Annotated in this window: 24 protein-coding genes, 3 tRNA genes and 1 riboswitch; of the genes, 13 read left to right on the top strand and 14 right to left on the bottom strand. The window is 34.0% G+C overall.

Translation table 11 applies throughout. From position 1 onward, the window contains the following. Nucleotides 1-281 precede the first annotated feature (281 nt). From ACNQGX_RS15595 to ACNQGX_RS15565, 7 genes are all read left to right on the top strand, one after another. The gene (locus ACNQGX_RS15595) at nt 282-851 is read left to right on the top strand and encodes a hypothetical protein (protein ID WP_417977775.1); all 570 of its coding nucleotides are present in this window, start codon (nt 282-284) and stop codon (nt 849-851) included. A 509-nt stretch (nt 852-1,360) separates the two neighbouring features. Next, complete coding sequence (locus ACNQGX_RS15590; protein WP_417977773.1) at nt 1,361-2,068, top strand: DUF4328 domain-containing protein; 708 nt, start codon at nt 1,361-1,363, stop codon at nt 2,066-2,068. 34 nt (nt 2,069-2,102) lie between these two features. Then, complete coding sequence (locus tag ACNQGX_RS15585) at nt 2,103-2,612, top strand: MepB family protein (RefSeq protein ID WP_417977771.1); 510 nt, start codon at nt 2,103-2,105, stop codon at nt 2,610-2,612. 491 nt (nt 2,613-3,103) lie between these two features. Beyond that, nucleotides 3,104-3,388 carry a rhodanese-like domain-containing protein gene (locus ACNQGX_RS15580; protein ID WP_417977769.1) on the top strand — a complete coding sequence of 95 codons (285 nt, stop codon included), beginning with the start codon at nt 3,104-3,106 and terminating at the stop codon, nt 3,386-3,388. A 201-nt stretch (nt 3,389-3,589) separates the two neighbouring features. After that, nucleotides 3,590-4,159: a YciE/YciF ferroxidase family protein gene (locus ACNQGX_RS15575; protein WP_417977767.1), complete on the top strand. Its 570-nt coding sequence runs from the start codon at nt 3,590-3,592 to the stop codon at nt 4,157-4,159. Nucleotides 4,160-4,375: 216 nt separating this feature from the next. After that, nucleotides 4,376-5,230: a transketolase gene (locus tag ACNQGX_RS15570; protein ID WP_417977765.1), complete on the top strand. Its 855-nt coding sequence runs from the start codon at nt 4,376-4,378 to the stop codon at nt 5,228-5,230. 84 nt (nt 5,231-5,314) lie between these two features. After that, nucleotides 5,315-6,268 (top strand): transketolase family protein, encoded by a 954-nt coding sequence (locus tag ACNQGX_RS15565; protein ID WP_417977763.1) that lies wholly within the window; start codon nt 5,315-5,317, stop codon nt 6,266-6,268. A gap of 116 nt (nt 6,269-6,384) precedes the next feature. On the opposite strand, the gene ACNQGX_RS15560 is transcribed toward ACNQGX_RS15565, so the two are convergent. Beyond that, nucleotides 6,385-7,296 carry a hypothetical protein gene (locus ACNQGX_RS15560; RefSeq protein WP_417977762.1) on the bottom strand — a complete coding sequence of 304 codons (912 nt, stop codon included), beginning with the start codon at nt 7,294-7,296 and terminating at the stop codon, nt 6,385-6,387. A 175-nt stretch (nt 7,297-7,471) separates the two neighbouring features. Beyond that, nucleotides 7,472-8,476 carry an FKBP-type peptidyl-prolyl cis-trans isomerase gene (locus ACNQGX_RS15555; RefSeq protein WP_417977760.1) on the bottom strand — a complete coding sequence of 335 codons (1,005 nt, stop codon included), beginning with the start codon at nt 8,474-8,476 and terminating at the stop codon, nt 7,472-7,474. A gap of 79 nt (nt 8,477-8,555) precedes the next feature. Here ACNQGX_RS15555 and ACNQGX_RS15550 point away from each other — a divergent pair, with 79 nt between their 5' ends. Both ACNQGX_RS15550 and ACNQGX_RS15545 read left to right on the top strand, forming a co-directional pair. Further along, a complete protein-coding gene (locus ACNQGX_RS15550; RefSeq protein ID WP_417977758.1) occupies nt 8,556-8,954 on the top strand; it encodes an RNA-binding S4 domain-containing protein in 399 nt (132 codons plus the stop codon). A gap of 123 nt (nt 8,955-9,077) precedes the next feature. Then, nucleotides 9,078-9,578 (top strand): phosphoribosyltransferase family protein, encoded by a 501-nt coding sequence (locus ACNQGX_RS15545; RefSeq protein ID WP_131917361.1) that lies wholly within the window; start codon nt 9,078-9,080, stop codon nt 9,576-9,578. On the opposite strand, the gene ACNQGX_RS15540 is transcribed toward ACNQGX_RS15545, so the two are convergent. Further along, nucleotides 9,570-10,088: a shikimate kinase gene (locus ACNQGX_RS15540; RefSeq protein ID WP_417977757.1), complete on the bottom strand. Its 519-nt coding sequence runs from the start codon at nt 10,086-10,088 to the stop codon at nt 9,570-9,572. The genes ACNQGX_RS15545 and ACNQGX_RS15540 overlap by 9 nt on opposite strands. 127 nt (nt 10,089-10,215) lie before the next feature. Here ACNQGX_RS15540 and ACNQGX_RS15535 point away from each other — a divergent pair. From ACNQGX_RS15535 to ACNQGX_RS15525, 3 genes are all read left to right on the top strand, one after another. Next, nucleotides 10,216-10,288 (top strand) — tRNA-Lys (locus ACNQGX_RS15535). A gap of 38 nt (nt 10,289-10,326) precedes the next feature. Then, nucleotides 10,327-10,399: transfer RNA gene (locus ACNQGX_RS15530), tRNA-Lys, on the top strand. Nucleotides 10,400-10,441: 42 nt separating this feature from the next. Then, a tRNA-Leu gene (locus ACNQGX_RS15525) sits at nt 10,442-10,524 on the top strand. 738 nt (nt 10,525-11,262) lie between these two features. Here ACNQGX_RS15525 and ACNQGX_RS15520 read toward each other — a convergent pair. From ACNQGX_RS15520 to ACNQGX_RS15505, 4 genes are all read right to left on the bottom strand, one after another. Further along, complete coding sequence (locus tag ACNQGX_RS15520; protein ID WP_417977755.1) at nt 11,263-11,796, bottom strand: DUF4252 domain-containing protein; 534 nt, start codon at nt 11,794-11,796, stop codon at nt 11,263-11,265. A gap of 1 nt (nt 11,797) precedes the next feature. Further along, nucleotides 11,798-12,373, bottom strand: a complete 576-nt coding sequence (locus ACNQGX_RS15515; protein ID WP_417977753.1) for a DUF4252 domain-containing protein — start codon at nt 12,371-12,373, stop codon at nt 11,798-11,800. Between the two features lie 63 nt (nt 12,374-12,436). Further along, complete coding sequence (locus tag ACNQGX_RS15510; RefSeq protein WP_417977751.1) at nt 12,437-12,910, bottom strand: hypothetical protein; 474 nt, start codon at nt 12,908-12,910, stop codon at nt 12,437-12,439. Beyond that, a complete protein-coding gene (locus ACNQGX_RS15505; RefSeq protein WP_131917365.1) occupies nt 12,897-13,406 on the bottom strand; it encodes an RNA polymerase sigma factor in 510 nt (169 codons plus the stop codon). The genes ACNQGX_RS15510 and ACNQGX_RS15505 overlap by 14 nt, the downstream gene beginning before the upstream one ends. A gap of 119 nt (nt 13,407-13,525) precedes the next feature. Between ACNQGX_RS15505 and ACNQGX_RS15500 the strand changes: the two genes are divergently transcribed. After that, a complete protein-coding gene (locus ACNQGX_RS15500; RefSeq protein WP_417977748.1) occupies nt 13,526-14,965 on the top strand; it encodes a S41 family peptidase in 1,440 nt (479 codons plus the stop codon). Nucleotides 14,966-15,468: 503 nt separating this feature from the next. On the opposite strand, the gene ACNQGX_RS15495 is transcribed toward ACNQGX_RS15500, so the two are convergent. From ACNQGX_RS15495 to cobU, 7 genes are all read right to left on the bottom strand, one after another. After that, nucleotides 15,469-16,536: a YncE family protein gene (locus ACNQGX_RS15495; protein ID WP_417977746.1), complete on the bottom strand. Its 1,068-nt coding sequence runs from the start codon at nt 16,534-16,536 to the stop codon at nt 15,469-15,471. Between the two features lie 5 nt (nt 16,537-16,541). Next, nucleotides 16,542-18,395: a TonB-dependent receptor plug domain-containing protein gene (locus ACNQGX_RS15490; protein WP_417977744.1), complete on the bottom strand. Its 1,854-nt coding sequence runs from the start codon at nt 18,393-18,395 to the stop codon at nt 16,542-16,544. 30 nt (nt 18,396-18,425) lie between these two features. Beyond that, nucleotides 18,426-18,639, bottom strand: a riboswitch (cobalamin riboswitch). Between the two features lie 105 nt (nt 18,640-18,744). Continuing rightward, complete coding sequence (gene cobC / locus ACNQGX_RS15485) at nt 18,745-19,281, bottom strand: alpha-ribazole phosphatase (RefSeq protein ID WP_417977742.1); 537 nt, start codon at nt 19,279-19,281, stop codon at nt 18,745-18,747. Further along, a complete protein-coding gene (locus ACNQGX_RS15480; protein WP_417977740.1) occupies nt 19,266-20,072 on the bottom strand; it encodes an adenosylcobinamide-GDP ribazoletransferase in 807 nt (268 codons plus the stop codon). Before ACNQGX_RS15480 ends, cobC begins: the two co-directional genes overlap by 16 nt. Nucleotides 20,073-20,170: 98 nt before the next feature. Next, nucleotides 20,171-21,850 (bottom strand): nicotinate-nucleotide--dimethylbenzimidazole phosphoribosyltransferase, encoded by a 1,680-nt coding sequence (gene cobT / locus ACNQGX_RS15475; protein WP_417977739.1) that lies wholly within the window; start codon nt 21,848-21,850, stop codon nt 20,171-20,173. A gap of 170 nt (nt 21,851-22,020) precedes the next feature. Then, nucleotides 22,021-22,665: a Dph6-related ATP pyrophosphatase gene (locus ACNQGX_RS15470; RefSeq protein WP_417977737.1), complete on the bottom strand. Its 645-nt coding sequence runs from the start codon at nt 22,663-22,665 to the stop codon at nt 22,021-22,023. Continuing rightward, nucleotides 22,662-23,177, bottom strand: coding sequence for a bifunctional adenosylcobinamide kinase/adenosylcobinamide-phosphate guanylyltransferase (gene cobU / locus ACNQGX_RS15465; protein WP_417977735.1), 516 nt, complete (start codon nt 23,175-23,177; stop codon nt 22,662-22,664). Before cobU ends, ACNQGX_RS15470 begins: the two co-directional genes overlap by 4 nt. Nucleotides 23,178-23,189 lie beyond the last annotated feature (12 nt).

Below are 23,189 nucleotides of genomic sequence, written 5' to 3'. Positions count from 1 at the left end.
CACGCTATAGAGTCTAGTTCTATGACTGACTTAAAAACAAAAGTATAAAAAAAATATAGATTTATTTGGAAATCAACACAGAATCTATGTGGTTCAATTTTTAATACGTTTGACCTGGCCATTGCTCGTTTGTAGTAAATTGTATCCATTTTTTCCATAACTTCGTTTTCGGTATCAGAAAATACTCTGTTCCAAATCCCGCAACAGACGCAAAGCCCCGGGAGGTAATAGTCAGACTAAATGCCGACAATGAATGAACAAATATTTTAAAACCAGATTTGATGAGCGAAAAAATGTTTTTTAAGACCCGTCTGTACTTTACAGGAATAGTAACAATTGCTATTTGGTCACTATTAACTTGGAACCATTATCATGGAGGTGTACCAAGTCATCATATATTGGCACGGGAAGACTTGCCTGAAATTTCAAATTGGTGGGGAGGTCTTTTAATTCCTTTACTTACCTGGTTTCTACTCTATCGGATTCAAAAGAGATTAATTAATAACAATGATAAAAAACCACAAGCAGCAACATTTCCTATAAATATACTTTATGGATTCGTTGGCGCTCTATTTTTTGGAATACTGCTTTCTGCCTTCTTCACTTTTGGTTATTCTGAAATACCCGGCTACATGCTTATTGGGGTTTTTATACTGGCACTATTTTTTCCAATTTATCGGGCAGAATGCATTTTAGGCTTTGTGATTGGTATGACGGTCACTTTTGGCGCAGTGCTTCCAACTGGAGTAGGATCTATAATAGCGCTAATAGGTGTAGTACTCTATTTAGGTGTTCGACCAGTCCTATTATATGTGACATCAGCACTCGTAAATATAGTTTCTTCGAATTAACACAAGAAGGACAGATGACACAATTAATGAGTACAACTAAAGGTTTAAAATCGGATAAATTAACCCGATGTCGCGGATTTGATAGTGCGAAAATCTTTTCTGTTCCCACAAAGAGAATTCTATAATGCATAAAAAAACAGGACTATCCGTAACTAATACCAAACAATACTTTTTGCCACAGATTTAAAAGATTTCCACCGATTAGAGAAAAGTGAATTAGATTTATTAGGGAAAACCCGTGATAATATTTTAAATCTGTGGCAAAAAAACAATTTTTTCAGACTACTAAAAAACATAAAGTACAGACTAATCCTACCATAATAACTCTTTTCAAAATTTAAATAAAAAGATACAATCATAAGAAAAGCAACCTTGTTTAAGTTCTTTTAAACGAATATATTTTTTTTGAAAAGTAGTTTTAATCAGTTAAATCGTATACATTTACTCCAATTAAACTGGAATGAATAGACGCTTTAAAATTGTACAAATTATAAAATGAGGAATCAAAAATGGAAGATTTAAAACCCAACGGCCAAAGAGCAAAAATTGCCATTATGCTACTATGGACTGTGCTTACAGTCGAAATAATTTCATTGCTATCTGATTATTTACAATATGATTTATTACAAACTGTTGCAAATGGCGGACAAATTTCAAGTGAAACAGCTACAGATAATGATTTAAGACAACGAATTATAGCAATAATTTATTTGGCAGTCTTTATAATTTCGGGAATTACTTTTATACGATGGTTTAGGAGAGCCTATTACAATCTTCATCTAAAAGCCGAAAGTTTATCATTCACCGAAGGATGGGCTGCTGGTTGCTGGTTTATACCAATCATATCTCTTTATAGACCCAACCAAATCATGAAAGAATTGTATCAGGAAACACAACGTTTGCTCTCTAAAAAGAATGAAAATTATGCTCAAAATCTAACAACCCATTCCATTGGATGGTGGTGGGCGTTATGGATTATTTCTTCATTTTTAGGCCAATTCATTTTTAGATATTCCATGAAAGCTGAGACAATCGAAGAGTTGACTGTGAGCACAGTTGCCAGTATTATTGCTTCAATAATTGGTATTCCTCTAGCCATAATTACTGTAAAAGTGATTAAAGATTATTCTGAAATTGAACCTTTACTTTATGAATTGAAAGATGGAGAAGAAGAAAAAATCTTAACTGATACTGACTTACAGCCTTTAGAAAATTAATTTCTCTTATAAAAAAGCCCAAACAACAACACTAATGATTCCAGAAAACCTAATTGAGACCAAAGAGCTTGTATTTGACAAATGTGGTTTTGAACTCCGAAATCTTGAAATAGAAAAAGAAAGTGCCGAATATGGCGCTTGTAAATTTGACCTTGATACAGCTAAAATACTCTTTCGTGTTGCCAAAATTACCCCTACAAAGATTGGGCAATTTGTCACTTTTTGGAAAAGAATTGGAAAAGGGCCAATCGAGCCTTATGCTGTTTCAGACGAGGTTGATTTTTTTATTATAAACACTAAAAGTGACAATCAATTTGGTCAATTTATATTTCCAAAATCTGTGCTTAGCCAACAAGGAATTATAACTGTCAATTTAAAAGAAGGAAAACGAGCAATGCGTGTGTATCCACCTTGGGATTTGACAGTCAGTAAACAAGCACAAAAAACCCAAAAATGGCAACTGGAATATTTTTTAGAAATTCCTTTGAATCAACCCATAAATTTAGATAGAGCGAAACAGCTTTATGCTATAATAGCTAAATAATCGCTGTAAAATAAATTCCTTAATTGCAATCGCTAAATAAAATACAGTCTTTTTGAATCGCAACAAGAAACTAAAAATCTACTGAGTTGTTCCTTTTTTATGTCAAACCTACCATTTTAAGATTCAGCTATTCGAACCTTTCTTTAAAAATATAATAGAGTAATATGACTGTCCGCAAAGCGGACTAAATTTCTTTTCTGCCACAGATTCAAAAGATTTTCACAGATTCCTTTTCAATAAACGGTTCGTTTCTTCTTTAATCTGTGAAAATCCGTAAAATCTGTGGCTAAAACAATCAACTGGTATTAGTAACGGATAGTTATATAGAGTAATTCTTTCTAAAATTCTTACTTTATTCGTTGCCCCCTTTTAATAAAAAATTCAATATTTTTTTGTTATGTAACAAATGTCACTAAAAAATCAACTGTGTAATCGTAATTTTGTAACGCTAAAATTTACATAAAAGGCTGAATAATTTTTAAAACAACAAAATGGAAGTAGCAAAAATAATTAAAGAAAAATTAGGCACTATAGTCGATGTACGTTCCTATGATGAGTTTATGGGCGGTCATGTTGCTGGCTCCATAAATATTCCTTTGAATGAGATACCGCATAGAATGCAAGAAATACAAGAACTTAAAGTTCCGTTAATCCTTTGTTGCGCATCGGGAAATAGAAGCGGACAAGCGCAACATTTTTTGACACAACAGGGAATTGAATGTTATAACGGCGGTTCATGGCTGGATGTGAATTATTATCAATCTCAAATCAGTTAAAAAAAGCATTGTCAACAACAATTTAAAACTAAAAGAGGAAAGTTAATTTCTTTAAAAATCATACATTTCGTATTTATAATTAGTTAATTAACAATTGTTTGAAGAATAGTTTATTTAATTTTATCAAACTTAAAATTAAGTAATCCGTTTGTAACGAATTCAGTATTACTTAGAAAAAAATTAATCTAAAAAACAACTGTTATGAGAACCGTAATTAATAAAAAAGAAAATATGAGTGGAGTTGTAAAAGCAGGTGCAAATCCAGCACATGGCTTGAGAGATTTATTTGAAGTTGGACTAAAAGATATTTATTGGGCAGAAAAAGTATTGACTAAAACGTTGCCAAAAATGGTAAAAAATGCTTCATCACCAGAATTAGTTAACACTTTAAAAAAACAGTTAAGTGAGACACAAGAACATGTATCACGTCTGGAAAAAATATTTGAAGTAACAAGTATTGCACCAACAGCAAAAAAATGTGATGCCATGCAAGGTATATTGAAAGAGACCAATGGCCTTATCAAAGAAACCGATATTGGTATGGTACGTGATGCCGGGATGATTGCGGCTGATCAAAAGGTAAAACATTATGAAATTACCGCCTATGGCACTTTACATGCTTTTGCTAAAACTTTAGGAGAAGACAAAGCAGCAAATCTATTGGCCATGAGTCTTGATGAAGAGAAAAAAATGGACGCTGCACTAACCAGAATCGCTTTATCTTCTATCAATATACAAGCCTTTAGAGCTGATACAATTACGAATACTTAAATATAATTATAGTTGGAGAATCTACCCTTATTTTTTATTTCTCCATTCACAAAAAAGCCCGCCAAATGCGGGCCTTTTTGTGAATTATGCAAAGTCATACCGGTAATTTTATTCCACTTAAATTCTAACGGAATCTTACATTAAATATTCATAAAAACTTTTGCGGTAACCCTAAATAAAAATTACATTTGCAGCAGTTTAACTTTTACACACAAAATGAAGCCTAACACACAACAATTAAACGATTTAACAATCCAAGTCAGAAGAGATATTCTTCGAATGGTACACGCTGTCAATTCAGGTCACCCAGGTGGTTCTCTAGGTTGTACTGAATTTCTGGTAACCTTATACCAAAACTTGATGGAACGCAAAGAAGGTTTTGATATGGACGGTATTGGAGAAGATCTTTTCTTCCTTTCAAACGGACATATTTCTCCTGTTTTCTATAGCGTTTTAGCGAGAAGCGGTTATTTTTCGGTATCAGAACTGGCTACTTTCCGTTTGATCAATTCAAGATTACAAGGTCACCCAACTACGCATGATGGTTTACCTGGAGTACGCATTGCATCAGGTTCTTTGGGACAAGGATTATCAGTAGGAATTGGTGCTGCGCAAGCTAAAAAATTAAATGGTGACAACCATATTATTTACACGCTTCACGGAGATGGTGAATTACAAGAAGGTCAAAACTGGGAAGCTATCATGTATGCTTCTGCTAAAAAAGTAGACAATCTTATCGCTACAATCGATTTAAACGGAAAACAAATTGACGGTACAACTGACGAAGTTTTATGCATGGGAAGTATCCGCGCTAAATTTGAAGCTTTTGATTGGGATGTTTTAGAAATTGAAAAAGGGAATGACATCGAAGCTATCATTGCTGGAATGAATGACGCAAAATCAAGAACAGGAAAAGGAAAACCAGTTTGTGTGTTGTTGCATACTGAAATGGGTAATGGTGTAGATTTTATGATGAATACTCATGCATGGCACGGAAAAGCGCCTAATGATGCTCAACTGGAGAATGCGCTGGCACAAAACTATAATACTGGAGGCGAAAGCGACTACTAGAAAGTATTCAGTTGTCATCTCGAGCGCAGTCGAGAGACAGTAATTAGTGTTCAGTAGAATACTGCTAAAAATCTAAATTAGAAAATGAAAAAATATACAAATACAGGAAGTAAAGATACTCGTTCGGGTTTTGGAGCGGGAATGACTGAATTAGGTCAAAAGAATGAAAATGTAGTAGCACTTTGTGCGGATTTAATTGGTTCTTTAAAATTTGACGATTTCAAAAAAAATCATCCGGAACGTTTTTTCCAAATTGGAATTGCTGAAGCAAATATGATTGGAATTGCTGCGGGTTTAACAGTTGGTGGTAAGATTCCTTTTACAGGAACTTTCGCTAACTTTTCTACAGGAAGAGTGTATGATCAAATCCGTCAATCAGTGGCATATTCGGAGAAAAATGTAAAAATTTGTGCTTCACACGCTGGATTAACATTAGGTGAAGACGGTGCAACACACCAAATCCTTGAAGATATCGGATTAATGAAAATGTTACCGGGAATGACTGTAATCAATACTTGTGATTACAATCAGACTAAAGCGGCTACTTTAGCATTAGCAGATCACCATGGTCCTGCTTACTTGCGTTTTGGTCGTCCGGTTGTTCCTAATTTCATGCCAGCTGATGCCCCTTTCGTAATAGGAAAAGCGATTCTTTTAAGTGAAGGTACTGATGTAACAATTGTTGCTACAGGGCATTTAGTTTGGGAAGCTTTAATCGCTGCTGAAGCATTAGAAGCCAAAGGTATTTCTGCTGAAGTAATCAATATCCACACTATCAAACCATTGGATGAAGAAGCGATTTTGAAATCATTGGCAAAAACAAAATGTATCGTTACTGCTGAAGAACACAACATCCTTGGTGGTCTTGGCGAAAGCGTTTCCAGAGTATTAGCGTTGAATAGTCCGGCTCCACAAGAGTTTGTAGCTGTAAATGACAGTTTTGGAGAATCTGGAACACCGGAACAATTAATGGAAAAATACAAATTGAACAATCAAGCAATTGTTGAAGCTGTAGAAAGAGTAATGAAAAGAAAATAATCTTTTTATTTATTTTTTACTATAAAAAAACCTCGAAAGCGTAAACTTTCGAGGTTTTTTTATTTAATTTTTTGTCCCGTCCTGAAATAACTAAACAAAAAAAATATAAACATTATTTAAAATGTTTGAGTCCAATCAAACCCATTGGAAACCTGCATTCTTAAATTTCCATCCATATTGAAATCAAAACTTTGAAATGGACCTGTACCCATTGTAGCCAATAAAATAGTTTGCGTACCACTTCCTTGATAAACATAACCATTATTTAATGCTGAATACCAAGGCTGTACAAAAGTTACATTAAAATATAAAAATCTACCAGTTGTAGTATCTTCTTTGTATGTACACCTCCAAAATGAACAAGATTTATATGTCATAGAAGCTCTTAAATACATTTTTGAAGAGGATACACCATTTACAATAATAGTTTCGTTAAATACAACCATGTAATATCTTTTATCATTAGCTGAGTTCATATATGTAACCGAACTACCATTTATATTAGGCATTGTAAGTCTACTTGTTGAAGACTCTTTATTTTTTTTTAATTTATTATTTGCATTAAATACACTACCATAAATTTTTAAGTCATTTATTAAACCAATTAGTTCCACAGAATTTTTATCTTTATTTTCTATGTTTAGCTCATAAAGATTAATACCATTAAGCCAAAGCACTTTCCCATTAATCTTAAACTTTGATTCATCATTAACAATTGCTTTTAAAGCATCCGAATAAATAATACGAGTATTATCTATTATACTATCCTGAATACCCTCAGAAGCATCCAAAGTATTTAAAAGAGAACTATGACCTTTTTTTGAAATCCATCCTTGAATTTCTTTTGTACTTTTTAATTCTGACAATGCAGAATATTCTTTAACAAATGACTTATCGTCCTTGTAAGATAACAATTTCCCATCTAACACAGACGATGAAGTCTCCGCTACAGGATTGGTAGATTCAACCTCATCCTGACTACAAGACGCACTAAAAACAGCAACCAATAAAACTAATAATTTTTTCATTTTTATATATTTAATATTAATCCTACAAACATATAGATTAATATTTAGAAAAGTAAGAAAATTATGTTTTTTTTATAAATATATTCTTTAATAAAGAATATCGCACAAGGGTAACAAAAAAAAGACTTCCCAAAATTACCTTCTGGAAAGCCTTTTCTATTAAATACATTCTTAATTAGTGACAGTTTTTATCCAAATGCTTTTTCACTCTTGCAGGATCGATCGTATTACCGCTGCAATTCGGAATATCCGCAAACGGATACGCCAATCCTGTAGCAGGATTCTTGATTTCTAATTTTGTACTAAAGCCATCCCCATCATCGTCAGTATCTAAAAAATTAAGGATACCGTCACCATCTGTATCATCAGGATTTATTGCACCATCAGGCAACTCATCTTTACTCCACATATACCTATCTTTATCTAGATCTTCATGAAAAGATATAATTCCATCCCCATCACTATCTTTTCTTTGAAATTCCATTAGCCTGAAATTAAAAATTAGCGGAGCATAAGCAGGAATTGTAGTAGACCTACTGTAATAAGCTAATCCTGATGGAATAAACATTACACCAACACCAAAATCACTAAACCCAACTGTTCCATCAGAATTTGAAACATATTCCCCTCTTTTAAATTGAGGAATAATTTCTTTCCAACCTCTAATATAATTTCCAAAACCTATAGTCCATACTGGATTGATATGCTCTTCAAATTGAGTCGTGGAAAGTGTGCTAATATTTTCAATAATTTTTCTTTCTAAATACACCCCTTTGTAAGAAATAAACAATTCATCAACATTAGTAGGTGCTTCCTCTGCATCTGAGGAAATATTTTCATTAACCTGCCCTCTTAACGCTAAATAATATAATTTATAGGTTATACCGTGAAGCTTTACTTCCCTGCTCAAAAGTTTAGGAAAACCCGCATTATCTTTATATGTCCAAATTGACGGTTGCGTACCACCTGTTGGAATTTTAGTGATTTTAGTTTCAGCATCAGGAGAAACGTCTTCTATATAATAGGTTTTTAAATATTCTTCAATATCAGCTAAATCAGTTGCATATTGCACTGCGTAATCTCTAGGTGGCGTGATTTCTGCGGCATCATTATCTTTTGAACATGAAAATAAAGAGAAAGTTGTAATTGATAAAATAAAATAATACTTAAATTTGTTCATTATAGCTAATTTTTTAAGTGCGCAAGATACAATATTGATTGATTTTTGTAAACTATTTAACTCCGATTTTAGAAAATTTATGAGAATAGATAAATATTTATGGTGCATGCGGTATTACAAAACCAGAAATATGGTTACCGAAGCCTGTAAAAAGAATCATGTGACAGTAAATGGTCTTGTTGCCAAGCCATCAAAAGAGGTTTTCCCTACTGACAAAATTACGTTTAGAAAAGACCAAATTACCCAAATAATCACGGTCTTGGACATACCAGAGAATCGTGTTGGGGCTAAACTAGTTGATATCTATCGAAGAAATGATACTCCGGCAGAAGCTTATCAACATTTAGAACTACTGAAATTATCCAAAGAACATTACCGAAAAAATGGTACAGGAAGACCTACCAAAAAAGACAGAAGAGATATTGATGGATTTACCCCCTCCCCGACCCTCCCCGAAGCGGAGGGAGACGAGCCTTGATAATGAGACGAGTCTTGACAATTAAAACAAATATAATCAAGTAAAATATCGAATAACCTTTGCCGGACCTGGCTCCCTCCCTTTCGGGGAGGGCTGGGGAGGGGAATATAAAATTTTTAAACAATGAGCAAAAACATCATTTTAACGAATCAGGAAATTGAGCATAAAATAAAAAGGATTGCTTACCAAATCTACGAAACATTTGTAGATGAAGAAGAAATTGTAATCGCAGGAATTGCGGCTAACGGTTTTACATTTGCAAAAAAAATAGCCTTGGTTCTAGAAACCATTTCTCCTCTTAAAGTTTCGCTTTGCGAAGTACAAATCAATAAACAAAATCCCGAATTACCAATTCACACTTCCTTATCAAAAGAACAGTATGCTAATAAAGGCTTAATTCTTGTAGACGATGTACTAAATTCAGGCACCACATTAATCTATGCTGTAAGACATTTTATAGATGTTCCTTTGAAAAAGTTTAAAACGGCGGTCCTTGTTGACCGAAACCACAAAAAATACCCTGTAAAAGCTGATTTTAAAGGAATATCACTTTCTACTTCTTTACTCGAACACGTACAAGTAGTTTTTGACGAAAACGACGACAATTATGCTTATTTAAGCTAAAATTGCAACAATGTCGACTACAGTCTGGTCTATTGTCCTATCATCAACAATCACCTTATATTGCGCTTGATTGTAATAAAAACTTCTGTCAAAAAGATGTTTAGCAATAAATTCTTTCATCTCAGCGTCACTTTTATTTGCAATAAGGGGACGCTTACTTTTACCATAACTCAATCTATTGAACAAAGTATCTATTGAAGCTTTGAGATAAACAGATACTACATTATCGCCTTTTAACAATTCATGATTATTGGCATAGCATGGTGTTCCTCCACCTAAACCGATGATTAATTGCTCAGGCGAATTCAATAATTCGACAAAAACTTCATGTTCTAACTTCCTAAAATAAATTTCTCCGTGCTTTTCAAAAATGGCATTTATGGATAAATTTACTTTCTCTTCTATCTTTTTATCCAAATCCACAAAAGGTATTTCGATAATTTTCGACAACTTATTTGCAATTGTGGACTTCCCACAACCCATATAACCTAATAATATAATTTTTTTCATCTTAATAAAACCTTACAAATTAAGGTGTTGAGTATTTTTGTTAAAAAAAGACAAATTTATAATAAAAATGCTTGCAAAACTTCAAATAAAGTCCTTATATTTGCACCCGCATTCAAGGAAAGAATATGACTCGATAGCTCAGTTGGTAGAGCACATCACTTTTAATGATGGGGTCCTGGGTTCGAGCCCCAGTCGGGTCACAATTTTAGTGATCAACACATAATTTCCTTGAAGCATTGACTCGATAGCTCAGTTGGTAGAGCACATCACTTTTAATGATGGGGTCCTGGGTTCGAGCCCCAGTCGGGTCACAAAAGGTCGAGTAATTTATTACTTGACCTTTTCTTTTTTAAGGCCACGTGGAGAAACGGTAGACTTGCCAGCTTGAGGGGCTGGTGCTCGCAAGGGCGTGTGGGTTCAAATCCCACCGTGGTCACAACTTTAAATAAAAAACTAACGCAACCCCTATAAACAAAGGAGTTGCGTTTTTTTATACTAAATATTTAAACGACAATACACACGACAACTATCGATTTATAACTTCAATCTTGCATTATTAGGTCGGTGTGGTATTACAAAGCTCATTCTAGTTTAATCAAAAAAAAATATTATTATCAAAAAACCCATCGATAAACTCCCAGTAATAAAAAAAAATGTCCCTACATAGAGATACCTCTTATTGTTTTTGTTTTCTTTTCTCATGTTTTATTATTCCTTCTTCTCGGTATCAACCATTTCTTTTAACTTTAACGCAGTATAAACTCCCAAAACATTAACATATTGAGGGTATGTCTATTGCAAAATAACAACCCAAAAACTGTTTCCACAATACCCACTTTTGGTGATATTTCATTTAATAATAAACGGGTGGATAAGATCAAAAAACAATACTTTAGACCAAAAAAAGGAGATGCCTGCATCATCAGAGCCAATATAAACAACAAAGTGAAGGATAACAAAGCGTCATTGATGATTGTTCAACACTCCAATTGAAGTCAAAAAGCTGGCTTACCCAGAATTTTATTAAAGCTATAGAATAGGGAAGCAAATGTGACATTAAAACATAAAAATGTTTTGCAAGTAATTGCATTTCTATACTCATTATAAAACCAACAGCAATAAAAAAGCGTCTTGACATACTATCAAGACGCTTTTTCACTATTTAAGAATACGTTTACTTCATTAACTGCTGCAAAGGCTTCAACTGCTCTAAATCAATATTAGATTGCTGTAAAACGCTCATCATGGTCATAATATTAGTAGGATTCATATCCTTGCCTAAAATTCGAACAACAGCAAAACCGTTTTCCTTTTTATTGGCAAAGAACACAAACTCTTCAATATGCTCATCAGTCCCTACAAAGCTCACCGAAGCACCTTCTTTCCCTGAACCAAACTTCATAAGCTGTTGGTACTTTTTGTCTTTTAAAATCAAATTAACTTTGGCACGTTCAATTTCAAATTCTGCTTTATTTTTATCGTTCAATTTGAAAGCCAAAACATTCATCTTGTCAAACGCCTTCAAAGCATCACTCTGCGCCATTGATAGTTTTGTTTTATCAACATTCAGAATATTAGGTGACACATCAAGAGCGATGAAATTTTTGTTTTCGGTATTTTCCACAAAATACTTTTGCAAGGTCGGTTCCGAGTTACAACTCATCAGAAACAAACTCAATAGCAGTGCTAATCCATAAACTGTTTTCATCTTACTTTTTTCCTTTAGTTGCTTTCTTCAAATCTTCCCCACCAGGAATTTTCATCTTATTGGTAAGAACTGAAATTTCATTCAAATCAAAATTACCCTTCAAAGACATTAAAACCGTATCGTCATTTTTAGCACCTTCAATAAACATAAACAACTCTCTTATTTGAGAATCACTTGCCCCTGATTTTACTAAAATTTTAATGCTTCTGCCGTTCTCATTCACACGCATCAGCTCTTCTAATCCTGCCGTTTTTATGTATTTATCGGCTACAGCTTTCATTTCGCCTTCTATTCTGGCACTTTTAGTAGTAAATACTTTCAAATCATCCAGTTTTTTTATCAAACTCAAGTATTGTTGTGTTTCTCTATCAGAAGTATCCATTTTTACTTTACTCATCAAGTCAAACATTTTTTTATTGACAATGATTGATGTTACACCTTCTTGCCCGTCGAATTTATCAAAAGTCGCCTGTGCAAAAAATGTACTTGAAACTAATGCAAATACTACTGTGAGTATGATTTTTTTACTCTTATTGAAATTATTGTTCATTTTGTTGTTATTGATTGTTGATTTCATTTTTTTAAATTGTTATGGTTTAAAATTATTATTTTTTTGTTTTTTACTGTTTACTCAAGGCAATTAAGAACCACCGGACTGTTTTTTAGCATTAATGAATATTTTGTCTTTTGTGGTTTGATATTCTTGAATATACTGTACACTTTCTATGCCAACATTTACATTATCTGATAATAATGACAATGCTTTTTGAGTTGCTCTGAAAGCCTCTTCAGGATCGTCATACGTTCCTAAATCTTGACTTTTATTCACAACATCAGCACTATAATAAGCATAGGTTCCTATTCCCAGCAAAACAACAACCGAAGCCGCAATTGATATCCACGCAACATTACGTTTTTTAGATTGTGGTGGAATTTTTGGCGTAAACTGATGCGTTGCCGCAAGAGAGAAATACCCAAATATGGGTTTGTATTGTTCTAAATGCTGCGCAACATCCAGTGAAGAAAAATAATTACGTAATTCATTTTCTTCATCAATACTGGTTTCTCCCTGAAAGTATTTTTCTAATAAATTTTCTATCTTAACTGATTCCATAATTGTGTGTTTCTGTCATATAATCCCGTATCGTTTTCCTTGCTCTTGAAAGCGCCACCCGAATCGCGCTCTCATTCATATCGAGTATTTTTGCGATTTCTTCAAATTCATATTGTTCAATATCCCGCATTTGAATTATCAATCTTTGTTGAACTGGTAATTTATCCATTATTTTCCCAACCCAATTCAAACTGTCCAAATCTTCCATTTTCTTCTCCAGACCCGGTTCTTTATCTACATAATTTGTATGAACAATTTTGAGATTTCCGGTTCTTTTCGATTTTAGCTGGTCCAAACAATAATTTTTTGTCATTGTCATTGCAAATGCTTCTACGCTGCTGTACCCCGATAAATTTCCATTTTTACTCCATAATTTCACCAAAACTTCCTGAGTAGCGTCTTCGGCTTCCTCTGTACTTACGAGCAATCGCTTAGCCAGCCTAAAGACTTTGTCTTTAAAAGGAGTTACGAGTAGCACAAACTCATTTTGGTTCATAAAAAAATAGGTTTTAAACTGGTTATATAGTGAAGACGATTCATTTTTATTTTTGTAACAAAAAACATAAAATAAAACTAAAGTTTGTATTTTTACGTTAATTATATTAAAATCAACACATGAGAACAAGTTTCAAATTTACACTTTTATTATTTATAGCCGTTTTCACTTTCCAAAGCTGTCAAGACAATGATGATATTGCACCGCCGGCCAGTTTAGAAATTCAAGATTTTATTTGGAGTGGACTCAACCAATACTACTTATGGCAAGCCGATGTTCCTAATTTAGGGGATGACCGCTTTGCAGACCAAACCGAATTAAATACGTTTCTATCCGGATATCCAGTTCCTGAAGATTTATTTGATGCTTTATTGTTTAAACCCAAAGATAGATTCAGTTGGATTGTAGACGATTATCTAGAATTGGAAAAATCGCTTCAAGGAACAACTAAAAATAATGGAGTTGATTTTGAGCTAAGACGTAAATCAGACAACAGCAATGAAGTAGTTGGTTATGTACGTTATATTCTTCCAAAATCAGATGCCTTTCCAAAAGACATTAAGCGTGGAGACATTTTTTATGGTGTAAACGGAACACAACTTACGGTGAGTAATTACCAAAGCCTATTGTATGGAGCAACCGAAAGTTACACCTTAAATTTTGCTACTCTTACTTATGATTCAAATAATGCCCCAATATTTACCCCTAACGGAAAAGCAGTTTCACTGACCAAAACAATTTTAGACGAAAATCCAATTTTTATAAATAAAGTAATAGTCAATGGGACTCATAAAATAGGGTATTTGATGTACAATGGCTTTTACTCCAATTACGACAATCAATTGAATGAGGCTTTTGGTTACCTAAAATCAGAAGGAATAACTGACTTAGTTCTTGATTTACGTTATAACGGAGGCGGCTCAGTTCTTACTTCTACACGATTAGCAAGTATGATAACTGGCACATTTACAGGAAAAGTATTCGCTAAACTAGAATGGAATAAAAAAAATAGTGACAACAACACTAATTACCTTTTCCCTGATAAAATAGATGCCACACCAATCAACAGCCTCAACAGGACCACGGTTTATATCTTGACTTCAAAAAGTACCGCATCAGCGAGTGAGCTAATTATAAACGGACTGAAGCCCTATATACCCGTTGTACAAATAGGCGGCCTAACCTATGGGAAAAATGTAGCCTCTATAACCTTATACGATTCTCCTAGTTTTGGAGCAGTCAAAAGAAATCCAAATCACCGCTATGCTATGCAGCCCATTGTCGCCAACACCGTGAATTCGGTTGGTTTTGGAGACTATCTAGGTGGATTGGAACCTACTTTTAAACTAATTGAGCACGTAAATACATACGGCGTTCTTGGCAGTACAACTGAACCTTTATTGAGTGCCGCTATCGGAAAAATAACAGGAAACGCCAGAATGATAAGACAAAGTCAAAGAGAAGATTTTAAATACTTTACAGATTCAAAATCCATGAATGGGCAAAATCAAATGCATATTGACAAAGTACCTGAAGGTTTTAGAAATACTTTGAAATAAGAAGATTCTAAATCTATACTGCAAACGAAAAATCCCGCTCCAAAAACTTGAAGCGGGATTTTTTCATTTCAACCTATGCGATTTTATTTTTTTAGAACAAGATATTCAAACCTGCCTTAAAGTTTCTGCCTCTGGTGCTGTAACCATTTTTCTCAACAAAATCTTTATCTAAAATATTGTCGGCAGCTACAAAAATACTTAATCTGTTTTTGATTAATTCATAACGGAAATGAAATAATAAAAATAGCAGATATACAAAAAAAGGCTTTCAGTGATGGAGGCCACTGAAAAAGTCCTCATAGAAAAAATGGAGACAAAATCATGATGAAAAAATGAAATAAACGCTCTGAGAATCGCTTAATTAAGATTGAAAACGTTTAATTCAAAAATATAACAAAGAGAAAGGCTTAAACTGATTTAAAGTTTAAGCCTTTTTATTTATAGGTAGTTTTTCAGTGGCCTCCAGTGATGAAAGCCTTTTTCGTTATGTAGAATTCTAAAAATTATTCATTAAAATAAAATCCGTTTGGACCAACGCCTACTGTAAATTCTTTTTCTAAAGTTCCTGATAAAGAATAAACATAAGCCTTACTATTTGCAGAAAAATCACCCCCATCAGCAATAAAGATATGATTATTTCTTACTGCAAATCCATACATTTTTCCGTAAGCAGATGCTGAAGTATAGCTAAACAGTGCAGTAGCCGAAGCTTCTGTAGCAGTAATATTTGCAGCATAAACAGATGTTCCAGCAGTATAAAAAATTCTATTCTCGTAGATATCTAAATTTTTAGCATTTTGTAATGCAGCTGGAAAAGCAATTTTACTCAAACTTTTATCCGATAATTTTATTTTTACAATTTCACTGGCTACTCCATAAGGGCTTCTCAATACATATAAGACACCATCTTTTGCTTCCATTGAATCGGCATCAGAACCAACATTTATAGGAGTTTCAAGAGTTTTAGTAGCTGGATTAACCACAAGCAATTTATCATTTGAATAAGGCTCCGAAATGTATAATTTACCATTTTCTAAAACTATTCTATTAGCCGTTGCATTTAATTCAATCTTAGACTCAACCAAATTAGTAGTTAAATTGATAACTGCTATATAATCATCTGTATAGCCAACTGCTGTAGCTGGCGCACCCCAAGCAGCATATGTGTTAGCATTGGTAACATAAGCTTTACCATCTTTTACAACACCATATCTTGGTTTTTCAAGGCCTGTTTCTATTTTGGCAATTAATTTGAATGTATGTCTATTAACTACCGTAATTTTATTAGAACCACCTGAAATGATATAGGCTTTATCCCCATCAAAGAAGATAGACTGTGTAAATTTTCCAAACAAGTCGCTACCGTTTACAGTTCCATAAACATCTTGCGTAAAAATTGATAAATCATTGCTGATATATGATACAGAACCTTGACCGGAACCACCTTCATTCAAGACCAAAACTCCTTGGTTGTACTCTCCCAAATCTATCACTTCATCGTTATCATTAGTACATGAAACGAATACCGAAACGCTCACTAGAGCAACAAAAAATAACTTATTGAACTTCATAACTATTAAAATTTAAGGATTATATATATATTAAAATTTCTGCCTGGCATGGGTCTATCTTCTAGACTTTGGTATTTTTCATTCCATAAATTCAAAACTTGGAAGCCCAGTTTAGAGGAATTTAAAAGAGAAAAATCATAATCGATCCCAATATTAGAGACCTGATACGCTTCTATTGTTTCTTTGGGATCATTATCGGATCTGGTATAAACAAACCCATTGTATAAAAATTGATAATTTGCCGAAAGTTTTCGATAAGAATAAGCAACCGAACCTGTTAATTTATGATACGGCACAAAAAAAAGCTGTTTGTCTGTATCTACATTTTTTGAAATCGTATAGGCGTAAGTACCATTTACATTCCAATAATGTTTTCCAAAATTATTTGTCCATCCTAATAAAGTTTCTGTCCCGTAAGTATTAACTCTGTCAGTATTTTGAGGGGTCCAATCATTGCCCGTACCAGGTACCCAGCGAATCAAGTCGTTTATTTTATTAAAATACAAAGTTTGGGTCAAAGAGATTTTTTTATAAGAAAAAACATTTCCTACCTCAGCTTGATACGAACTTTCGGGTTTTAAATCTGGGTTTCCTCCTGATTCCCAATACAAATCATTAAAAGTTGGAATTCGGAAATTTCTGGAAAGGTTTATTTTTAGATTATAAAATTTGCTGAAGATATAAGAAGAACCCAATGAAAATAAAAATGGACTCTTATAATCCGTACTGATTTCTTTGCGAATACCCAATTCGTTTTGCCATTTCTCATTAAACTGCTGTCTTGCCTGCAAAGCAACCGAACCAATTTGTCTCACATTACTGCCAAAACTAGTACCATATCCTTTAGTCTGGTTGTAATCTACAATTCCATTAATCTTAATTGACTTTATTAATTGATACCCCAAATCTAATTTTGTAATCAAAGATTCTGATCTCCCGTAACTGAAATTATTTTTTTCTATATTATCAAAATACTGGTAATTTTCAAAAACATAAGCGGTTTTAAAATTGGTGTCCCATTGTTTATGCGTACCAGAATATTCTAATAGATTTCTACTAAAACTATTGATGTATTTTGTCTTTGAGTCGGATTCGGAAACCAATGAAAGATGCCTGTCTGTATTCGAAGTTTGGCTATAAAACTTAAGGATATTATTTGCATTAATTTTATACCCAAGATTAGCAAACAAATTCATTCCAGAATATTCTCCATTTAAGTTTTTCCGCTGCTCTCCTTTCCATGTGTATTGGTCTAAATAGAGATAATCATTATCTGAACTATTTTGGAAAAATCCAATTTGGGTACTCCATTTTGCATTTGAGACTGCTATTTTATAATTGGCTCCAAAAGTATTAAAACTACCATAATCAACTCGCAAGTCATTAGTAAACTGATTCTTAAAAACCAGATCATTGTTTAAATGCACTGTTCCACCTATAGCGCCACTGCCATAACTCACGCTTCCTCCCCCTGCTTTCACACTGATGGAATTAAAATTTCCGGCACTGATAGTATTAAAATCGGTGCTGCCATTGAGTTGGGAATTGATATTGATTCCATTCCAAATAACGGCTGTTTGCGATGCTGTTGTTCCTCTAAAAGAAACCGTAGATAACATGCCACGACCATATTCTTTAAAATAAATAACGCTGTTGTAATTTAGTAAATTGGTAAGGGAAGATTGGTTTTTATTAATGACAGAATCATTAAGCACCAAAATAGACTGTGATTTGTTATTTTTCAACAAATTAGCATCTGAAACTATAACTTCTTTCAAGTTAGTAATAGAATCGTTTTGCGCCGAAATAAATTGGCACACTAAAACAAAACAGAAAACAATTAGCTTTTTTACAGTCATAATTTCTAAACTTTTTTTCCCGAAAGTTTGATATTTATTAAGTAAAAGGCAGGTCTCCTGGCTTGCGTCTTGTTGTTTACCTTCCCATTCTAATTTTAGAACAGTGGTTTGTAGATAACAACAAGTCCCGATAGCTATCGGGATAAACGCTTACAGTTGCGGGAACAGCTTAGGTTTTGAACCTAATTCCCTTTTAATGTGTTTTGCAAAAAGCAAATGCACAACCTCAATACGGTTGCAAAAGTAATCTATAAAATATGATTTTTGCAAATTTTTAAAAAAATGAGGCAATTTTGTAATTTACAAAAAATGCAATCAGCTAATTTGCAATATTTTAAATTAGTTAATTTTAAATTGAAACTTGGATAACCGAACCAAAATCGACTTTATTCTGAAAAGCTTCTTTAAGCGGTAAATCCGAAATTTTACATAAAAAACTTCGTATCACTCCTGCATGCGCAACAATGATTACTGGTTTTGAACTGGTTGCCTGAAGTTCACTATTCATAAAATCAATTACTCGATCATGTAAATCCGTAAATGATTCTCCATTGGGTACGCGAACATTTACAAAATCAGTCATCCAAGGTGTAAAATCATCCGGTGGGATTACATCCCAATTTTTCATTTCCCAATCGCCAAAATTCATTTCCATTAAACGGAAATCTTGATTTACGGCCACGATTTCTGAATTGTCTTTTATATAATTTGCCAAAAGCACACAGCGTTCCAAAGGACTGGAATACAACATTGCATCTTGAGGTAATTGACTCAGAATAGACTGAAAAACAGCATCATAAGACTCCAACAAACCTACATCCGATTGTCCATAACAAATTCCTTTTTCACAAACCGTTTCTGTGTGGCGTACTAAATAAACTTCCATAATGCAATAACTGATATATAAAATACTACCTCGCAAACCTGCTGGGTCGCACCCAAACAATCCCCGGTATACCCATCAATCCATTTCTGAAAATAACGCGCTAAAAAAAATCGAGTCAGAAAAACAGGGATTAAAACCAACAGCATTTGCCATTGAAAATAGGACAACACGACAAGTGGTACCAATCCGAAAAAAAAGGCGCCAACCACTTCTCTCCATGAATAACTTTGTGCGATAGGTTTGCTTTTGCTAGAAGCATCTTCCCGCGAATATTGATGTGTAAAAACAACAGAAACAGCAGCTAATCGACTGATGGAATGCGCTGAAACAAGCAACATTAGAATTATAAATTGTGAATTATAAATTATAAATTTAGGATTATCTGAGCCATTAATTAATTGAGTCAAGCCTTGAAATTTAAGTAAAAACAACAGCACTATACCAATCGCTCCATAAGCACCGATCGCGCTGTCTTTCATAATTGTCAATATTTTTTCTTTGGTCCAGCCACCTCCAAAACCATCACAAACATCAGCAAAACCATCTTCATGAAAAGCTCCGGTAACTAAAACCGAAGCAATCATCGAGAGGATTATGGCAATTTCAGGAGCAACTAAATAATTAAAAACACAATATACTCCAAACGCCACACTACCTACAATCCAACCGATAATTGGAAAATAACGGGAAGCTTTGTTTAAATAATCAGGATTGTGGTCGATATTTTTAGGACATGGAATTCGGGTATAAAACATCAATGCAGTAAAAAATATATGGAGTTCTTTTTTCATTTTTGGAATTAAATTTTGTTGATTTTATTTTGGTCTTGTCGTAGAGAGGCACTGAAGTGCCTCTCTACAGTGCGTCTCTACAATCGGGTATAATACGTTTATCGACCACTAACCCCAGCGGATTCAAAACTCGCCATATCATTCAAGAATGCCACTGCCGATTGGATAATAGGAAATGCCACAGCACAACCCGTTCCTTCTCCCAATCGCAAATCGAGTTGTAATACAGGACGAACTTTTAGATAATCTACTATTTTTTGATGTCCTTGTTCTGCCGAGCTATGGCAAAAAATAGCGTTTGTGATAATGCTTGGATTTTTTTTATACGCTATCAAAAAAGCGACACTGCAAATAAATCCATCAACAAGGATAAGCATATTTCTTTCTTTGGCTCGCAACATTCCACCCGCCATTTCCATGATTTCGAATCCCCCAAAATAAGCTAATTTACTGTCCAAATTGGCATCCCCTTTATAATCTTCAATCGATTTTCTTAAAATTTCGATTTTGAATTGTAACTTTTCATCTGTTACACCAGTGCCTTTTCCTACGCAATCTTCTATTGGTAATTCTAAAATAATACTCATTAAAACAGAAGCTGTAGATGTATTCCCGATACCCATTTCACCAAAACCAATACAATTACTTCCTGTTTTTGCAACGGTTGCAACAATTTCACTTCCTTTGGCAAAACACAATTCCAATTCCGTTTTACTCATTGCGGCACCGTGCAAAAAAGAGTGTGTTCCTTTTCCCATTTTAGCCGAAATCAAACTGGCATTCATGGGGAAATCATAATTCACACCCGCATCTACAATTGATAATTGGATGTTATTTTGTTTGCAAAACACATTAATTGCGGCACCTCCTTCAAGGAAATTGGTTACCATCTGCCGAGTAACATCTTGCGGATAAGCACTTACGCCGTGATTCGCAATTCCGTGATCGGCAGCAAAAACAACAATATTGGGCTGAATTATTTTCGGTTCCAAAGTTTGAAACACCTCGCCTATTTGCTTGGCTAAAACTTCTAATATTCCTAAAGAACCAGTCGGCTTGGTTTTATTATCTATTTTGTATTGCAATGCTTCAGATAAATCGGAAGAAAAACCTGTTTTATCTTGATTTTCAAAATTTATATTTTCGATTTTACTTTCGTGTAAAACGGTTATTTCTTCTATAAAAGGAACGTCCTGTTTTTGTTTCCAATTCAATTGTTGTAACATCGGTTGGTTATCGTAATTGCTAGCGGGTTTGCCTACACAGAAATAACCCAAAGGCTCGATATTTTCGGGTAAACCCAATAATTGCTTGAACTGATAATAATTCAAAATGGAAACCCAACCCATAGAATAGCCTTGTTCCGTTAGTGAAAGCCAAATATTTTGTGCCGCACAAACCGAACTGAATTTTATTGCTTCATTACTACCAACTGTTCCAATGGTAAAACTATTCAATACCGAACGATCATAACAAATCACTAATCCGAGTGGCGCTTCCTCAATTGCTTCTAGTTTTAGGGCTAAATATTGTGCTTTTTGTTGTTCATTATCGGTTAGCTTTACTGCTTTTTTATCGTAATCTAAAAACAACTCCTTGATCGCCTTTTTAATTTCGGTCGACTTGATCAGATAGTATTTTGTAGCATCGGTCAAACCCACAGAAGGTGCCCAATGTCCCGCCTGCAATGCTTTTTGAATAACCGCATCAGGCACTTCATCATTGGTAAAATGACGGGTGTCGCGACGGGATCTTATAATATCATCTAAATGAGTCATATTTTTAAATTAAAAAATTTTCAATTTCAATGGCAAAAGTCAATTCCAATGTCAATATCAATGGCAATGGCAAAATTCAATGGCAATTGCAAAAATCAATTTAAAAAACAATGTTTTGAAATTGATTTTTGAAATTGATATTGACATTGCTTTTTTTTGTTATTGAAAAGTTATTCTTCCCAAACAACAAAACAATACTCGTTATAGGTTTTGGTTGCAAATTCAGGTAATTCAATCGCTTCCGAAAACAACGGACAATTAATTACCAACGTATGAAACTCGCCATTTTCACCACAGGGATCAATCCCTTTTTTAAGCAATTCCTGTGCTAATTCTTCGGTCAAAATTTTACCTAAATAACTTTCGCCCATTTGCGTATTGCAAGAAACAATCATGGTTTTGATGCCGTTTTCAATCATTTGGTTCAGCAAAACGATTCGGTCTTGTTGCCACAAAGGCAAAATTGCTTTTAGTGAAGCCGCCTCGCATACTTTGTCCTCCCAATCTTTATGTGGTTGTAAATCAATATCCCCAAAAACGGTTGCTTCCAAATCATACTTGGCTTTTAGCATTTTCAAAACAGCAATAAATTTGGCTTCATAATCACCCCAAGTCGCAGGAATTCCTTCCAAAGGCAATCCCATTTTTTGTGCTTGCTGATTCAAAATAGACAAAGGTAATCCGTGAGAACGGGATACTTTTCCGTTTTCATTCATCATATTAAGTAGCACTTTAGGAATAAATCCTTGCTGAACTGCTTGCATCATTGCATAACAACTGTCTTTTCCGCCACTCCAAGAAGTTACAAAATTCATCTTTTTTCTTTTATCGTTACAGGAATTCCAGAAACCATAAGCACAACAGTATCGGCATTTTTAGCTATATATTGGTTCATCCAGCCTTGCAGTTCGGTAAATTTTCTACCAACATGTGTTTCGGCATGAATGCCCATCCCTATTTCATTGGTTACAATAATAATAGTTGCATTTTCCTGATTGGCAATAGCGTCAAATTCTGCTTTAGCCTGTTCCAAACACAAGGCAACATCATTTTTAGTATCTACAAAAAAGTTTGTTAACCAGAGTGTAACACAATCGACAATTGCTACTTTTCCCGAAAAATCAATTTCGCTCAAGTGTTTTTCTTTTTCGATATTTATCCATCGTTCGTCACGATCTTTTTGATGGCGATCAATTCTCTTTTGGAAATCATCATCCCATTTTCTCGCTGTTGCCACATACATTGGTTTATCCGATAATTCTTTTGCTAAATTTTCGGCATAACTGCTTTTCCCGGAACGTTCTCCCCCTGTTATTAAATATATCATTTTTATTTTTTT

Source organism: Flavobacterium glycogeni (assembly GCF_048286775.1).
In the GTDB taxonomy this organism is placed as follows: domain Bacteria; phylum Bacteroidota; class Bacteroidia; order Flavobacteriales; family Flavobacteriaceae; genus Flavobacterium.
The sequence above is the reverse complement of the archived record's forward strand: the minus strand, read 5'-3'. Positions and strand labels throughout refer to the sequence as shown.

What these genes read in the sequence shown, in the direction of transcription:
- ACNQGX_RS15550 (WP_417977758.1), top strand. Translation starts at nt 8,556, where the DNA reads ATGAGAATAGATAAATATTTATGGTGCATGCGGTATTACAAAACCAGA.
- ACNQGX_RS15470 (WP_417977737.1), bottom strand. Translation starts at nt 22,665, where the DNA reads ATGAATTTTGTAACTTCTTGGAGTGGCGGAAAAGACAGTTGTTATGCA.
- ACNQGX_RS15595 (WP_417977775.1), top strand. Translation starts at nt 282, where the DNA reads ATGAGCGAAAAAATGTTTTTTAAGACCCGTCTGTACTTTACAGGAATA.
- cobT (WP_417977739.1), bottom strand. Translation starts at nt 21,850, where the DNA reads ATGACTCATTTAGATGATATTATAAGATCCCGTCGCGACACCCGTCAT.
- ACNQGX_RS15590 (WP_417977773.1), top strand. Translation starts at nt 1,361, where the DNA reads ATGGAAGATTTAAAACCCAACGGCCAAAGAGCAAAAATTGCCATTATG.
- ACNQGX_RS15565 (WP_417977763.1), top strand. Translation starts at nt 5,315, where the DNA reads ATGAAAAAATATACAAATACAGGAAGTAAAGATACTCGTTCGGGTTTT.
- ACNQGX_RS15495 (WP_417977746.1), bottom strand. Translation starts at nt 16,536, where the DNA reads ATGAAGTTCAATAAGTTATTTTTTGTTGCTCTAGTGAGCGTTTCGGTA.
- ACNQGX_RS15540 (WP_417977757.1), bottom strand. Translation starts at nt 10,088, where the DNA reads ATGAAAAAAATTATATTATTAGGTTATATGGGTTGTGGGAAGTCCACA.
- cobU (WP_417977735.1), bottom strand. Translation starts at nt 23,177, where the DNA reads ATGATATATTTAATAACAGGGGGAGAACGTTCCGGGAAAAGCAGTTAT.
- ACNQGX_RS15560 (WP_417977762.1), bottom strand. Translation starts at nt 7,296, where the DNA reads ATGAAAAAATTATTAGTTTTATTGGTTGCTGTTTTTAGTGCGTCTTGT.
- ACNQGX_RS15480 (WP_417977740.1), bottom strand. Translation starts at nt 20,072, where the DNA reads ATGAAAAAAGAACTCCATATATTTTTTACTGCATTGATGTTTTATACC.
- ACNQGX_RS15510 (WP_417977751.1), bottom strand. Translation starts at nt 12,910, where the DNA reads ATGGAATCAGTTAAGATAGAAAATTTATTAGAAAAATACTTTCAGGGA.
- ACNQGX_RS15580 (WP_417977769.1), top strand. Translation starts at nt 3,104, where the DNA reads ATGGAAGTAGCAAAAATAATTAAAGAAAAATTAGGCACTATAGTCGAT.
- ACNQGX_RS15575 (WP_417977767.1), top strand. Translation starts at nt 3,590, where the DNA reads ATGAGAACCGTAATTAATAAAAAAGAAAATATGAGTGGAGTTGTAAAA.
- cobC (WP_417977742.1), bottom strand. Translation starts at nt 19,281, where the DNA reads ATGGAAGTTTATTTAGTACGCCACACAGAAACGGTTTGTGAAAAAGGA.
- ACNQGX_RS15515 (WP_417977753.1), bottom strand. Translation starts at nt 12,373, where the DNA reads ATGAAATCAACAATCAATAACAACAAAATGAACAATAATTTCAATAAG.
- ACNQGX_RS15570 (WP_417977765.1), top strand. Translation starts at nt 4,376, where the DNA reads ATGAAGCCTAACACACAACAATTAAACGATTTAACAATCCAAGTCAGA.
- ACNQGX_RS15520 (WP_417977755.1), bottom strand. Translation starts at nt 11,796, where the DNA reads ATGAAAACAGTTTATGGATTAGCACTGCTATTGAGTTTGTTTCTGATG.
- ACNQGX_RS15490 (WP_417977744.1), bottom strand. Translation starts at nt 18,395, where the DNA reads ATGACTGTAAAAAAGCTAATTGTTTTCTGTTTTGTTTTAGTGTGCCAA.
- ACNQGX_RS15505 (WP_131917365.1), bottom strand. Translation starts at nt 13,406, where the DNA reads ATGAACCAAAATGAGTTTGTGCTACTCGTAACTCCTTTTAAAGACAAA.
- ACNQGX_RS15555 (WP_417977760.1), bottom strand. Translation starts at nt 8,476, where the DNA reads ATGAACAAATTTAAGTATTATTTTATTTTATCAATTACAACTTTCTCT.
- ACNQGX_RS15585 (WP_417977771.1), top strand. Translation starts at nt 2,103, where the DNA reads ATGATTCCAGAAAACCTAATTGAGACCAAAGAGCTTGTATTTGACAAA.
- ACNQGX_RS15500 (WP_417977748.1), top strand. Translation starts at nt 13,526, where the DNA reads ATGAGAACAAGTTTCAAATTTACACTTTTATTATTTATAGCCGTTTTC.
- ACNQGX_RS15545 (WP_131917361.1), top strand. Translation starts at nt 9,078, where the DNA reads ATGAGCAAAAACATCATTTTAACGAATCAGGAAATTGAGCATAAAATA.